Below are 12,773 nucleotides of genomic sequence, written 5' to 3'. Positions count from 1 at the left end.
GCGCTTCGGCGCGCGTTTTTTTGGCTTGCGGCGGACACACCTTGGTAGCCGAGGTGAACATTTGTTGCAGGACGCGCCAACGCTGCCGCGCGCTCCTATCCTCCGTGTTGCCGCGTCCAGCGAGGGCGCGGCTACCTTCACAACGGATAGGAGAATCTCCATGCGCAATCAGGCAATCAAGGTACTCAAGCTGGTTTCCGGGCAGGCACTGCTGGCCCTGGCGCTGTGCTTTTCGCTGATGGGCGCGGCCCATGCCGCGGTCGATGTCAATACGGCAGACGAGACTTCGCTGGTGACGCTCAAGGGCATCGGTCCGGCCACCGCGAGCACCATCGTCGCCGAGCGCGCCAAGGGTGGTCCCTTCAAGGATGCGGCCGACCTGGCCGACCGCGTCAAGGGCCTTGGGCAGAAATCGGTGGCGCGGCTGCAGGAAGGCGGCATGACCATCGGCGCCGCGGCCGCACCGAAGCCGGCCGCGGTTGCGGCAAAGAAGGATGCCAAGGTCGCGGACAAGGCGCCGGCCAAGCCCGCCAGATAAGCGGGCGCGGCTGCCGCCACCAAGGCAACCCGCCCGTCGTACCGAAGAAGCCCCGGCCGTGTCCGGGGCTTCTTTGCGTTCATGCACCAAAAGCGCGGTCGAGCCGCTGGTACGGCTCGTGCTAGTCCGGATGGCTTCGCACGATCGCGGCTGCACGGTATCATGCGGACGCCCGCGCAGGCCGAGCCGGCCGCGCGGCAAGGACAAACCAAATCGAGCCGGACCTGCCCGCGCGCGGGCGGCCAGGCCAAGGACAGAAAAGGGAGCTGGACAATGGGAAATGATGAGGACGCGGGATTCCTGCCCAAGTGGCGGCTGAAGACGCATGGCGTGATCGCGCCTGACGAGCGGCTGCCTGCGGGGCAGACCGTCCTGGCCGGCATCCAGCACGTGGTGGCGATGTTCGGCTCGACGGCGATCGCGCCGATCCTGATGGGTTTCAATCCCAATATCGCGATCCTGTTTTCCGGTATCGGCACGCTGATTTTCTTCTTGTGCGTGCGCGGGCGGGTGCCGAGCTACCTGGGCTCGAGCTTCGCCTTTATCGCGGTGGTGATTGCCGCCACCGGCTACGCCGGCAGCGGCCCCAACCCGAACATACCGGTGGCGCTGGGCGGCATCATCGCCGCGGGCGCGCTCTACCTGGTGATCGGTCTCGTGGTGCAGGCGGTGGGATACCGCTGGGTCGAGCGGCTGATGCCGCCCGTGGTGACCGGCGCCATCGTCGCGGCCATCGGCCTGAACCTGGCGCCGGTGGCGGTCAAGGCCGTGAGCGGCGCCGCGCTCGACACCTGGGTTGGCCTGGCCACGGTGCTGGCCGTTGGCATGGTCGCCGTGCACGCGCCTGGCATGCTGCGCCGGCTGCCGGTGCTGGTCGGCGGGCTGTTCGGCTATGCGCTGTATTACGTTTGCACCAATGTCATGGGACTGGGCAAGGCCATCGATTTCTCCGGCGTGGCCGCGGCGAGCTGGTTCGGCCTGCCGGTCTTCACCTCGCCGGTATTCCAGGCCAGCGCCATGCTGCTGATCGCACCGGTGGCGATCGTACTGGTGGCCGAGAATCTCGGGCATATCAAGGCCATCAGCGTGATGACCGGGCGCAATCTCGATCCGTACATCGGGCGTGCCTTCATCGGTGACGGCATTGCCACCATGATCTCCGCGGGCGGCGGTGGTACCGGCGTGACCACCTATGCCGAGAACATGGGCGTGATGGCCGTGACCCGGATCTACTCCACGCTGATCTTCGTGGTGGCCGCGGTGGTGGCGCTCATCCTGGGCTTTTCTCCCAAGTTCGGCGCGCTGATCCTGACCATCCCGGGTCCCGTGATCGGCGGCCTGACCATTGTCGTGTTCGGGCTGATTTCCGCCACGGCAGGGCGCATCTGGGTGGAAAACAAGGTGGACTTCTCCAGCTCGCGCAACCTGATCACGGTGGGCGCCACGCTCACCGTGGCGGCCGGCGACCTGACCCTGAAGCTGGGCGGCATGGCGCTGGGCGGTATCGGTACCGCCACTTTCGGCGCCATCCTGCTGTATCACCTGCTGGGCGGCAGCAAGAGCGAATCCGACGCCTGATGACCGTGCCGCGGCGGCCCGGGCGGCGAGGGTCGCCCGCCGCGCAGCCAACGCGGGTATTACGACTGGATTACAATGTCCGCCGACATTTGGAATCCCCGCTCACCATGGCCTACAAGACGATCGAAGACACCATCGGCAATACGCCGCTGGTGCAACTGCAGCGCATCCCCGGCGCCGCCGGTGCCCCGCGCGGCAATGTCATCCTCGGCAAGCTCGAGGGCAACAACCCGGCCGGGTCGGTCAAGGACCGGCCGGCGGTGTCGATGATCGCCCGCGCCGAAGCGCGCGGCCGCATCAAGCCGGGTGATACGCTGATCGAGGCCACCTCGGGCAATACCGGCATCGCGCTGGCCATGGCGGCCGCCATCCGTGGCTACAAGATGGTGCTGATCATGCCCGAAGACCTGAGCATGGAGCGCCGCCAGAGCATGGCCGCCTATGGCGCCGAGATCATTCTCACGCCGGTCAAGGGCGGCATGGAGTACGCGCGGGACCTGGCTGACTCGATGGAGCGCGATGGCCGCGGCGTGATCCTCGACCAGTTCGGCAACCCGGACAATCCGCTGGCCCACTACGAGACCACCGGCCCCGAGATCTGGCGCGAAACCGAAGGACGCATCACTCACTTCGTCTCCGCCATGGGCACCACCGGCACCATCACCGGCGTGTCGCGCTTCCTGAAGGAGCAGAGCGCGGCGGTGCAGGTGGTCGGCGCGCAGCCGGCCGAGGGCTCGCGCATTCCCGGCATCCGCAAGTGGCCGGAGGCGTACATGCCGAAGATCTACGATCCCAAGTACATCGACCGCACCGAACTGGTCAGTCAGGGCGATGCCGAGCACATGGCCCGCCGCATGGCGCGCGAGGAAGGCATCTTCTGCGGGATCTCGGCCGCCGGCGCGCTGTGCGTGGCACTGCGCATCGCCGAAGAGGTGGAGAACGCCACCATCGTCTTCGTGGTGTGCGACCGCGGCGACCGCTATCTCTCGACAGGGGTGTTCCCGGCCTGAGGCCCGCGCCGCACGCACCGCACGCGCCAGCAAAAAGCCCCGCTCGGATCACGGCGGGGCTTTTTGTCTTCTGTGGTCGGCGGCGGCAGGTGCCGCCGGCGCTCGGGGTCAGCCCATCGCCGACTTGACCGCCTCGCCCAGCTGGTACACCGCCAGCGCGTAGAAGAAGCTGCGGTTATAGCGCGTGAGCACGTAGAAATTGCGCAGGCCCAGCATGTAGTCGGTGGTTTCGCCGGGCGTGGGCAGGTCCACCACCAGCACGCCGGTCTCGCCTTCGCGCGCCAGGTCGATCGGTTCGTCCACGCGCAGGCCGGCCTTGAGCAACTGGTTCAGCGTGCGGGTGGGCCACGGCTCGCCGTCTGCGGCCGCGGTGGCGATGCCGCGGCTGCCCTCGTCGGGGGCAAGGCGCCAGACCACCGGGCGGCCCTGTTCCCAGCCGTGCAGTTGCAGGAAGCGGCCCACGCTGCCGATGGCGTCGGTGGCGCTGTTGCGCAGGTCGATGTGGCCGTCGCCGTCGTAGTCGATGGCGTAGTCGCGCAGGCTGGTCGGCATGAACTGCGGGATGCCGACGGCGCCGGCGTAGGAGCCCAGCACCGAGAACACATCGGTGTTGGTGTCGCGGCACCACAGCAGGTAGTCCGCCAGCTGGTTGCGGAACAGCGTGGTGCGCGCGTCGCGGTTCGGGGTGTCCGGATAGTCGAAGGCCAGCGTGGAGAGCGAGTCGATCACGCGGAACGTGCCCATGTCGCGGCCATAGATGGTTTCGACGCCGATGATGCCGACGATCACCGAAGCCGGCACGCCGAACTCGGCCTCGGCGCGGCGCAGGGTGTCGCGGTTCTGCTGCCAGAAGCGCACGCCCGCGTTGATGCGGATGGGTTCGATAAAGCGCGAGCGGTATGCGCGCCAGCTCTTGCGGCCCGGCGTGGCGGGCGGCATGATCAGGCGCGCTACCGTGGACGAATAGACGGCCTGCCCGAACCAGCCTTCGAGCATGGGGCGGGCGAAGCCATGGCGCGCCACCATTTCGTCGATGAAGGCGCGGCTCTTCGGGTTGTCGCGATAGCGGCCCGGCTCGATCTCTTCCTCGCGCACGCTCACACGGCGCTTGCCGGCGGCAAGCAGTGCGGGAGAAACGCCGCACAAGCTCAATGCGGCAGCGGAAAGCGCAGCTCCCAGCAAGGGGCGGCGCAGGGAGCGCTGGGTTTCGGTCATGGTGTCCTTTGCAAGTCGCTGCGAGTATAGCGGATGGTGCCCGCGCGGCACCTCGCTGGGTGCCCGGCGCGGCATGTGCTAACGTAGCGATTGGAGACCACGATAAAGCTATAAGCCATGCCGACAGGCTATTACACGCATCCAGAATTCCTGCTGCATGAGATGGGGCATTTCCATCCGGAATGCCCGGAGCGCCTGCAGGCCATAGAAGACCAGCTGATCTCGCACGGCATGGATGGTTTGCTCGACCGGCGCGATGCCCCCGCCGCGACCGCAGAGCAGATCGGGCGCGTGCACCGGCCGGAGTACGTGGCCAGCCTGGCCGCCGCCAGTCCCGCCAGCGGCTATCACCCGATCGACCCCGACACGCTGATGAACAGCCACACGCTGGCCGCCGCCACGCACGCGGCCGGCGCCGCGGTGGCAGCCACCGACGCGGTCATCGCGGGCGAGATCGAAAATGCCTTTTGCTGTGTGCGCCCGCCCGGCCATCATGCCGAGCCGGACCATGCGATGGGCTTTTGCTTCTTCAACAACGTAGCGATCGCCGCGCGCCACGCGCTCGCGGCGCACGGCCTGGAGCGCGTGGCGATCGTCGATTTCGACGTGCATCACGGCAACGGCACCGAGGCCGCGTTCCGCGGCGATGCGCGCGTGCTGATGTGCAGCTTCTTCCAGCACCCCTTCTATCCCTACAGCGGCACCGAGCATATCGCCACCAATATGTCGAACATCCCGCTGCCGGCCTATACCAGCGGCATGGCGGTGCGCGAAGTGGTGGAGACGATCTGGCTGCCGCGCCTGAACGAGTTCAAGCCGCAGATGCTGTTCATCTCGGCGGGCTTCGATGCCCATCGCGAGGACGACCTCGGGCAGATGGGGCTGGTCGAGCAGGACTACGCCTGGATTACCGCGCAACTGATGGAAGTCGCCCGCACGCATGCCAAGGGACGCATCGTCAGCTGCCTGGAAGGTGGCTACAACCTCAGCGCGCTCGGCCGCAGCGTGCTCGCGCACCTCAAGGTGCTGCTCGAGCAATAGACAACAGGAGAAGGCCTGCCATGGCAGATACCGATAACCGCCATGCGGCGTCGCTGCTGAGCGAAAGCCTCGATGCGCCCGGCGTGCTGCGGCTGACGATGAACCGTCCCGAAGCCTTCAACGCCTTGTCCGAGGGCCTGCTGGACGCGCTGACCGCCGCCTTCGCGCGCGTCGCGGCCGATGCTTCGGTGCGCGTGGTGGTGCTGGGCGGGGCAGGGCGAGCCTTCTGCGCCGGCCACGACCTGCGCGAGATGCGCGCCAGCCCGTCGCACGACTACTACCGCCGCCTGTTCGACCGCTGCACGCGCATGATGATGGCGATCCACAAGATGCCGCAGCCGGTGATCGCGCGGGTGCAGGGCGTCGCCACCGCCGCCGGCTGCCAGCTGGTGGCCATGTGCGACCTGGCCGTGGCGGCGGATGACGCGCGCTTCGCGGTATCCGGCGTCAATCTCGGCCTGTTCTGCGCCACCCCCGGGGTGGCGCTGTCGCGCAACCTGTCGCGCAAGCAGGCGCTGGAGATGCTGCTGACCGGCGACATGATCGACGCGACGGAGGCGCGCACGCGCGGGCTGGTCAATCGCGTGGTGCCCGCCGACGGCCTCGATGCCGAGGTCGCGCGCCTGGCCGCCAGTATCTGCGCCAAGCCGGCCGCCGCGGTGGCTGCCGGCAAGGGCCTGTTCTACCGCCAGCTCGAGATGGGCATCGAGGCCGCTTACCAGCTGGCCGGCCAGACCATGGCCTGCAACATGATGGATCCCGCCGCGCTGGAGGGTGTCCAGGCCTTCCTGGACAAGCGTGCGCCTTCTTGGCGTGGCGAATAAACTGCTTTTTATTGTCTTATATGCCTTGAACATATAAAGACATCGGCAAAAAGTCGTTTCTGGTATGAAGCGGATCGCTTAAAATGCGAGCTTCGCCTAAAAATAAAATGCGGCAACAGCGCTTGAGACATTCTCGCCTGTTGCCGTTTTCTTTTCACATGATCGAACTGCAAGGTCTATCGCAGCGCTTCCCCGGCGGGTCGGGCGAGGTGCATGCATTGCGGGATGTCAGCCTGTCCATCGCGCCGGGCGAGGTGTTCGGCATCATCGGCCGCAGCGGCGCCGGCAAGAGCACGCTGGTGCGCGCCATCAACCTGCTCAACCGCCCCAGCGCCGGCCGCGTGATCGTCGGCGGCCAGGACCTGACGGCGCTCGACAGCGGCGCGCTGCGCCAGGCCCGCCGCGACATCGGCATGATCTTCCAGCATTTCAACCTGCTGTCGTCGCGCACCGTGTACGACAACGTGGCGCTGCCGCTGGAGCTGGCCGGCAAGTCCAGGAACGAGATTTCCGCGACGGTGCTGCCGCTGCTGGAACTGGTCGGCCTGACGGCGCTGAAGGACCGCTATCCCGCCCAGATCAGCGGCGGGCAGAAGCAGCGCGTGGGCATCGCCCGTGCGCTGGCCAGCAAGCCCAAGGTGCTGCTGTCGGACGAGGCCACCTCGGCGCTCGATCCGGAAACCACGCGCGCCATCCTGGAGTTGCTCAAGCAGATCAACCGCGAACTGGGCCTGACCATCGTCATGATCACGCACCAGATGGAAGTGATCAAGCAGGTCTGCGACCGTGTCGCCGTGCTGGAAGCCGGCCAGGTGGTCGAGACCGGCCGCGTGATCGACGTCTTCCTGCGCCCGCGACACGAGGTCACGCGCGCCATGATCGGCGATGTGATTGCCCAGGAACTGCCGGCAAGCGTGCTCAAGCGCGTGGAAAGCCGGCTTGGCAACGGCCGCGACCATGTCTACCGGCTGGCCTTCACCGGCGAAGGCGTGGACCAGCCGGTGCTGGCCCAGGCCATCCGCCGCCATGGGCTGGACTTCAATATCCTGCACGGGCATATCGACGAGATCCAGGGCCAGGCCTTCGGTTCGCTGGCCATCATGGCCACCGGCGAACCCGCCGACGTCAAGGCCGCGATGGCATTCCTGCAAGAACAAGGCGTGGTCGTGGAGGAGATCGAGCATGTGGTCTGAAATGTTTGATCTGTTCGTGACCTCGTTCAACGAGACCTTGCTGATGGTGGGCATCTCGGGCGTGGTCGGCTCGCTGTTCGGCGTGCCGCTGGGCGTGCTGCTGCACCTGACCAACCGCGGCGGCGTGCTGTCGCACCCGCTGTTCAACCGCACCATCGGCGTGGTGGTCAACGCGGTGCGCTCGATTCCCTTCATCATCCTGCTGGTGGTGGTGATCCCGTTCACGCGCTTTATCGTCGGCTCGTCGATCGGCACCACCGCGGCCGTCGTGCCGCTGACCATCGCCGCCATTCCGTTCATCGCGCGACTGGTGGAAAGCGCGCTGCGCGAGGTCGACAAGGGTTTGGTGGAGGCCGCCCAGTCGATGGGCGCGACCACCGGCCAGATCGTGATGAAGGTGCTGCTGCCCGAGGCCATGCCCGGCATCGTGGCCGGCCTGACCATCACCTTCGTGAGCCTGGTCGGCTATTCGGCCATGGCCGGCGCCATCGGCGGCGGCGGGCTGGGCGACCTGGGCATTCGCTACGGCTACCAGCGCTACATCACGGAAGTGATGGTGGCGGTAGTGCTGATCCTCATCGTCTTCGTGCAGGCGGTGCAGAGTTTCGGTGACTGGCTGGTGCGGCGCATCAGCCACAAGTGAGCGAGGCGCGCGGCAGCGCGCAACAAAAGAAATCAGGGCAATCGAGAAATCGAGCCATCCAGAAATCGAGAAACAAGGAAGTCAGACATGCAACGTCGTAACGTGCTGCAATGGATCGCCGGCGCCGCCATTGGCGCCACCCTGGCCACTGGTGCCATCGCCCAGGAAAAGCCGATCAAGATCGGCGTCACCGGCGGCCCGCACGCCCAGATCATGGAGCAGGTCAAGAAGGTCGCCGCCAAGGACGGCCTGAACATCCAGGTCGTCGAGTTCAGCGACTACATCCAGCCCAATGCCGCGCTGGCCGCCGGCGACCTCGACGCCAACAGCTACCAGCACCTGCCGTACCTGGAAGCGCAGATCAAGGACCGTGGCTACAAATTCACCCACATCGCCTTCACCGTGACGTTCCCGATGGGCGTGTATTCCAAGAAGCTCAAGTCGCTCGACCAGCTCAAGGAAGGCGCGCGCGTGGGTGTGCCCAACGACCCCACCAACGGCGGCCGCGGGCTGCTGCTGCTGCAGAGCAAGGGCGTCATCAAGCTGCGCCCGGATGCAGGCCTGAAGGCCACGCCGCTGGACATCGTGGCCAACCCGAAGAAGATCAAGATCGTGGAGCTGGACGCAGCGCAGCTGCCGCGCTCGCTGGATGACCTCGACGCCGCCGCGATCAACGGCAACTATGCCGAGTCCGCTGGCCTGTCGCCGATCAAGGACGCCATCGCCATCGAGGGTCCGAAGGGCCCCTACGCCAACCTGATCGCCATCCGCGAAGCCGACAAGAACAAGCCCTGGGTGGCCAAGCTGGTGAAGGCTTACCACTCGCCCGAGATCAAGCAGTATGTGCAGAGTACGTTCAAGGACTCGGTGATTACCGCCTGGTAAGCTGAAAAAAACCGCCAGACCTGCGTGCTCCAGGGCATTCTGCAGCACAATGGCGCAAGGTTTTCACGTTGCCGGGCTATGCCCGGCAATTCTTTACCGATAAAATAGTACGACCGTTCGAAAAACAAGAGAGCCGCCAACCCGGTGGTTATAATGGCGGGCGAACCAAATTTCTGACTATCGACTATCAGTGGAGTGAGCGCATGAAAGTACTCGTCGCAGTCAAGCGCGTGGTGGATTACAACGTCAAGGTCCGGGTGAAGTCGGACGGCACGGGCGTGGATCTGGCCAACGTCAAGATGAGCATGAACCCGTTTGACGAAATCGCCGTGGAAGAAGCGGTGCGCCTGAGGGAAGCCGGCGTGGCGACCGAGGTGATCGCCGTGTCGTGCGGCGTGGCGCAATGCCAGGAAACCCTGCGCACCGCGATGGCGATCGGCGCCGACCGCGGCATCCTGGTCGAGTCGAGCGAAGACCTGCAGCCGCTGGCCGTGGCCAAGCTGCTCAAGGCGCTGGTCGACAAGGAGCAGCCGCAACTGGTGATCCTGGGCAAGCAGGCCATCGACGACGACTCCAACCAGACCGGCCAGATGCTGGCCGCGCTGGCTGGCCTGCCGCAAGCGACCTTCGCCTCCAAGGTGACCGTTGCCGACGGCCGTGCCTCGGTGACGCGTGAAGTGGACGGCGGCCTGGAAACGCTGTCGATCAAGCTGCCGGCGGTGGTGACCACCGACCTGCGCCTGAACGAGCCGCGCTACGTGACGCTGCCCAACATCATGAAGGCCAAGAAGAAGCCGCTCGAGACCGTCAAGCCCGAGGACCTCGGCGTCGACGTCGCGCCGCGCCTGAAGACCGTCAAGGTCGTCGAGCCGCCCAAGCGTACCGCGGGTGTGATGGTGCCGGACGTTGCGACGCTGGTGCAGAAGCTGAAGAACGAAGCCAAGGTCATCTGAGCGCCAGGAGATAAAACATGACTGCACTCGTCATTGCTGAACACGACAACCAAACCATCAAGTCCGCCACGCTGAACACGGTGACGGCTGCCGCCCAGTGCGGCGGCGACGTCCACGTGCTGGTGGCCGGCGCCAACGCGAAGGCTGCCGCCGACGCGGCCGCCAAGATCGCCGGCGTGTCCAAGGTGCTGCTGGCCGACGCCGCCTACTTCGGCGACGGCCTGGCCGAGAACGTGGCCGAGCAGGTGCTGGCCATCGCCAACGACTACAGCCACATCCTGGCCCCCGCGACCCCCTACGGCAAGAACATCCTGCCGCGCGTGGCCGCCAGGCTGGACGTGGCCCAGCTGTCGGACATCACCAAGGTCGACAGCCCGGATACCTTCGAGCGCCCGATCTACGCCGGCAACGCGATCTCGACCGTGCAATCGTCGGACAAGGTGAAGGTCATCACCGTGCGCGGCACCGGCTTCGACGCCGCTGCTGCCGACGGTGGCTCGGCCGCCGTGGAAAGCCTGCCGGCCGTGGCTGACGCGGGTATCTCGCAATTCGTCTCGCGCGAAGTCACCAAGAGCGACCGCCCCGAACTGACCGCAGCCAAGATCATCGTGTCCGGTGGCCGTGGCGTGGGCTCGGGCGAGAACTACACCAAGGTGCTGACGCCGCTGGCCGACAAGCTGAACGCCGCCATGGGCGCCTCGCGCGCCGCGGTGGACGCCGGCTTCGTGCCCAACGATTATCAGGTCGGCCAGACCGGCAAGATCGTCGCGCCGCAACTGTATATCGCCGTCGGTATCTCCGGCGCGATCCAGCATCTGGCCGGCATGAAGGACTCCAAGGTGATCGTGGCGATCAACAAGGATGCCGAAGCGCCGATCTTCTCGGTGGCCGACTACGGCCTGGTGGGCGACCTGAACGTCGTGGTGCCGGAACTGGTGGCGGCGCTGGGCTGATCGCAGGGTTCGGCCGCCGCCAGGCGCGCCGGACCGGGCCAGGGAGTACAAGCCGTTCCGGGCCCGCCCGAGAACGGCTTTTTTATACATATCGGAGACATCGATGACCTACCGTGCCCCGCTCAAGGACATGCTGTTCGTGATGAACGAACTGGCTGGCCTCGACGCAGTCAGCAAGCTGCCCGGCTTCGAGGACGCCACGCCGGAGACGGCGCAGGCGGTGCTCGACGAGGCGGCCAAGTTCAACGAACAAGTCTTGGCGCCGCTCAACCGCATCGGCGACACCGACCCCAGCAGCTGGAAGGACGGCGTGGTCACGACCACGCCCGGCTTCAAGGAGGCCTTCCGCCAGTTTGGCGAGGGCGGCTGGCAGGGCGTGCTGCATCCGCAGGAATTCGGCGGCCAGGGCCTGCCCAAGGTCATCGCCACCGCGTGCAACGAGATGCTCAATACGGCCAATCTCTCGTTTGCCCTGTGCCCGCTGCTGACCGACGGCGCCATCGAGGCCTTGCTGACCGCCGGCACGGACGCGCAGAAGGCCACCTTCCTGCCCAAGCTGATTTCGGGCGAGTGGACCGGCACCATGAACCTGACCGAGCCGCAGGCCGGTTCGGACCTGGCAGCCGTGCGCACGCGCGCCGAGCCGCAGGGCGACGGCACGTTCAAGGTCTTCGGCACCAAGATCTTCATCACCTACGGCGAGCATGACATGGCACAGAACATCGTCCATCTCGTGCTGGCGCGCACGCCGAGCGCGCCCGAGGGCGTGAAGGGCATCTCGCTGTTCATCGTGCCCAAGTTCCTGGTGAACGAAGACGGCTCGAACGGCGCGCGCAACGACGTGCATTGCGTGTCGATCGAGCACAAGCTCGGCATCAAGGCCAGCCCCACCGCGGTGCTGCAGTTCGGCGACCACGGCGGCGCCATCGGCACGCTGGTGGGCGAAGAGAACCGCGGCCTCGAGTACATGTTCATCATGATGAACTCGGCGCGCTTCTCGGTCGGCATGCAGGGTATCGCCGTGTCCGAGCGTGCCTACCAGCAGGCCGTGGCCTTTGCCCGCGAGCGCGTGCAGAGCCGCCCGGTCGACGGTTCGGCGCGCGAGGCGGTCACCATCATCCACCACCCCGACGTCAAGCGCATGCTGATGACGATGCGCTCGCTGATCGAAGGGGCACGCTCGGTGGCCTACGTTGCCGCGGCCGCTTGCGACACGGCGCACCAGCATCCGGACGAGGCCGTGCGCAAGCAGAGCCAGGCCTTCTACGAGTTCCTGGTGCCTATCGTCAAGGGCTGGAGCACGGAGCTGTCGATCGATGTCACCAGCCTTGGCGTGCAGGTCCACGGAGGCATGGGCTTCATCGAGGAAACCGGCGCTGCGCAGCACTACCGCGACGCGCGCATCCTGCCGATCTACGAAGGCACCACCGCCATCCAGGCCAACGACCTGGTCGGCCGCAAGACCCTGCGCGACGGCGGTGCCGTGGCGCGTGCCATCTGCGCGCAGATCGCGGAAACGGAAGCCGCACTGGGCAAGCAGGATGGCGCGGCGTTCGCAGCGGTGCAGGCGCAGCTGGCCAAGGGCCGCACGGCGCTGGAAGCCGTGGTGGCGTTCGTGGCGTCCAATGCCAAGGCGGATCCCAACGCCGTGTTTGCCGGCAGCGTGCCTTACCTCAAGCTGTGCGGCATCGTGTTCTCGGGCTGGCAGCTCGGCCGCGCCATGCTGGTGGCACAGGCAAAGCGCGGCGAGGATGCATCGTTCCATGACGCCAAGATCGCCACGGCGCATTTCTTCGCCGAGCACATCCTGTCGCAGGCATCGGGTTTGCGCGATGCCGTCGTGGCGGGCGCCGCGCCGGTCAATGCCTTGAGCGAAGCGCAGTTCTGACCTGTTCGTGCGCAAGCAAAAGGCGGCCCCGCGGGGCCGCCTTTTTTTACGC

Annotated in this window: 12 protein-coding genes; 11 read left to right on the top strand and 1 reads right to left on the bottom strand. The window is 66.4% G+C overall.

Annotated features, from left to right (window positions below; translation table 11 throughout):
• Positions 1–160: 160 nt before the first annotated feature.
• The 3 genes from AC1DK4_RS14835 (at position 161) to cysM (ending at position 3,126) form a co-directional block, all read left to right on the top strand.
• Positions 161–538, top strand: coding sequence for a ComEA family DNA-binding protein (locus AC1DK4_RS14835; protein WP_441612515.1), 378 nt, complete (start codon positions 161–163; stop codon positions 536–538).
• A gap of 273 nt (positions 539–811) precedes the next feature.
• A complete protein-coding gene (locus tag AC1DK4_RS14830; RefSeq protein WP_441612514.1) occupies positions 812–2,116 on the top strand; it encodes a solute carrier family 23 protein in 1,305 nt (434 codons plus the stop codon).
• 107 nt (positions 2,117–2,223) lie between these two features.
• Positions 2,224–3,126: a cysteine synthase CysM gene (gene cysM, locus AC1DK4_RS14825; protein WP_441612513.1), complete on the top strand. Its 903-nt coding sequence runs from the start codon at positions 2,224–2,226 to the stop codon at positions 3,124–3,126.
• 108 nt (positions 3,127–3,234) lie between these two features.
• On the opposite strand, the gene mltB is transcribed toward cysM, so the two are convergent.
• Positions 3,235–4,341 carry a lytic murein transglycosylase B gene (gene mltB, locus AC1DK4_RS14820; RefSeq protein ID WP_441612512.1) on the bottom strand — a complete coding sequence of 369 codons (1,107 nt, stop codon included), beginning with the start codon at positions 4,339–4,341 and terminating at the stop codon, positions 3,235–3,237.
• A gap of 117 nt (positions 4,342–4,458) precedes the next feature.
• Between mltB and AC1DK4_RS14815 the strand changes: the two genes are divergently transcribed.
• From AC1DK4_RS14815 to AC1DK4_RS14780, 8 genes are all read left to right on the top strand, one after another.
• On the top strand, positions 4,459–5,382 hold the full coding sequence (locus AC1DK4_RS14815; protein WP_441612511.1) for a histone deacetylase family protein: 924 nt from the start codon (positions 4,459–4,461) through the stop codon (positions 5,380–5,382).
• 20 nt (positions 5,383–5,402) lie between these two features.
• Positions 5,403–6,206 carry an enoyl-CoA hydratase gene (locus AC1DK4_RS14810; RefSeq protein WP_441612510.1) on the top strand — a complete coding sequence of 268 codons (804 nt, stop codon included), beginning with the start codon at positions 5,403–5,405 and terminating at the stop codon, positions 6,204–6,206.
• Positions 6,207–6,364: 158 nt separating this feature from the next.
• On the top strand, positions 6,365–7,399 hold the full coding sequence (locus AC1DK4_RS14805; RefSeq protein ID WP_441612509.1) for a methionine ABC transporter ATP-binding protein: 1,035 nt from the start codon (positions 6,365–6,367) through the stop codon (positions 7,397–7,399).
• The gene (locus tag AC1DK4_RS14800; protein ID WP_441612508.1) at positions 7,389–8,042 is read left to right on the top strand and encodes a methionine ABC transporter permease; all 654 of its coding nucleotides are present in this window, start codon (positions 7,389–7,391) and stop codon (positions 8,040–8,042) included. The genes AC1DK4_RS14805 and AC1DK4_RS14800 overlap by 11 nt, the downstream gene beginning before the upstream one ends.
• Positions 8,043–8,129: 87 nt before the next feature.
• On the top strand, positions 8,130–8,927 hold the full coding sequence (locus AC1DK4_RS14795; protein ID WP_441612507.1) for a MetQ/NlpA family ABC transporter substrate-binding protein: 798 nt from the start codon (positions 8,130–8,132) through the stop codon (positions 8,925–8,927).
• Between the two features lie 203 nt (positions 8,928–9,130).
• Entirely contained in the window at positions 9,131–9,880 is a 750-nt protein-coding gene (locus tag AC1DK4_RS14790; protein WP_441612506.1) for an electron transfer flavoprotein subunit beta/FixA family protein, read from the top strand.
• A gap of 17 nt (positions 9,881–9,897) precedes the next feature.
• Positions 9,898–10,833, top strand: a complete 936-nt coding sequence (locus AC1DK4_RS14785) for an electron transfer flavoprotein subunit alpha/FixB family protein (protein WP_441612505.1) — start codon at positions 9,898–9,900, stop codon at positions 10,831–10,833.
• 103 nt (positions 10,834–10,936) lie between these two features.
• Positions 10,937–12,721 carry an acyl-CoA dehydrogenase gene (locus AC1DK4_RS14780; RefSeq protein ID WP_441612504.1) on the top strand — a complete coding sequence of 595 codons (1,785 nt, stop codon included), beginning with the start codon at positions 10,937–10,939 and terminating at the stop codon, positions 12,719–12,721.
• Positions 12,722–12,773: the final 52 nt, after the last annotated feature.

It is taken from the genome of Cupriavidus sp. 05N38, from assembly GCF_056397345.1.
The sequence above is the reverse complement of the archived record's forward strand: the minus strand, read 5'-3'. Positions and strand labels throughout refer to the sequence as shown.

Coding starts and splice junctions, on each gene's coding strand:
- AC1DK4_RS14835 (WP_441612515.1), top strand. CDS start 161: ATGCGCAATCAGGCAATCAAGGTACTCAAGCTGGTTTCCGGGCAGGCA.
- AC1DK4_RS14830 (WP_441612514.1), top strand. CDS start 812: ATGGGAAATGATGAGGACGCGGGATTCCTGCCCAAGTGGCGGCTGAAG.
- cysM (WP_441612513.1), top strand. CDS start 2,224: ATGGCCTACAAGACGATCGAAGACACCATCGGCAATACGCCGCTGGTG.
- mltB (WP_441612512.1), bottom strand. CDS start 4,341: ATGACCGAAACCCAGCGCTCCCTGCGCCGCCCCTTGCTGGGAGCTGCG.
- AC1DK4_RS14815 (WP_441612511.1), top strand. CDS start 4,459: ATGCCGACAGGCTATTACACGCATCCAGAATTCCTGCTGCATGAGATG.
- AC1DK4_RS14810 (WP_441612510.1), top strand. CDS start 5,403: ATGGCAGATACCGATAACCGCCATGCGGCGTCGCTGCTGAGCGAAAGC.
- AC1DK4_RS14805 (WP_441612509.1), top strand. CDS start 6,365: ATGATCGAACTGCAAGGTCTATCGCAGCGCTTCCCCGGCGGGTCGGGC.
- AC1DK4_RS14800 (WP_441612508.1), top strand. CDS start 7,389: ATGTGGTCTGAAATGTTTGATCTGTTCGTGACCTCGTTCAACGAGACC.
- AC1DK4_RS14795 (WP_441612507.1), top strand. CDS start 8,130: ATGCAACGTCGTAACGTGCTGCAATGGATCGCCGGCGCCGCCATTGGC.
- AC1DK4_RS14790 (WP_441612506.1), top strand. CDS start 9,131: ATGAAAGTACTCGTCGCAGTCAAGCGCGTGGTGGATTACAACGTCAAG.
- AC1DK4_RS14785 (WP_441612505.1), top strand. CDS start 9,898: ATGACTGCACTCGTCATTGCTGAACACGACAACCAAACCATCAAGTCC.
- AC1DK4_RS14780 (WP_441612504.1), top strand. CDS start 10,937: ATGACCTACCGTGCCCCGCTCAAGGACATGCTGTTCGTGATGAACGAA.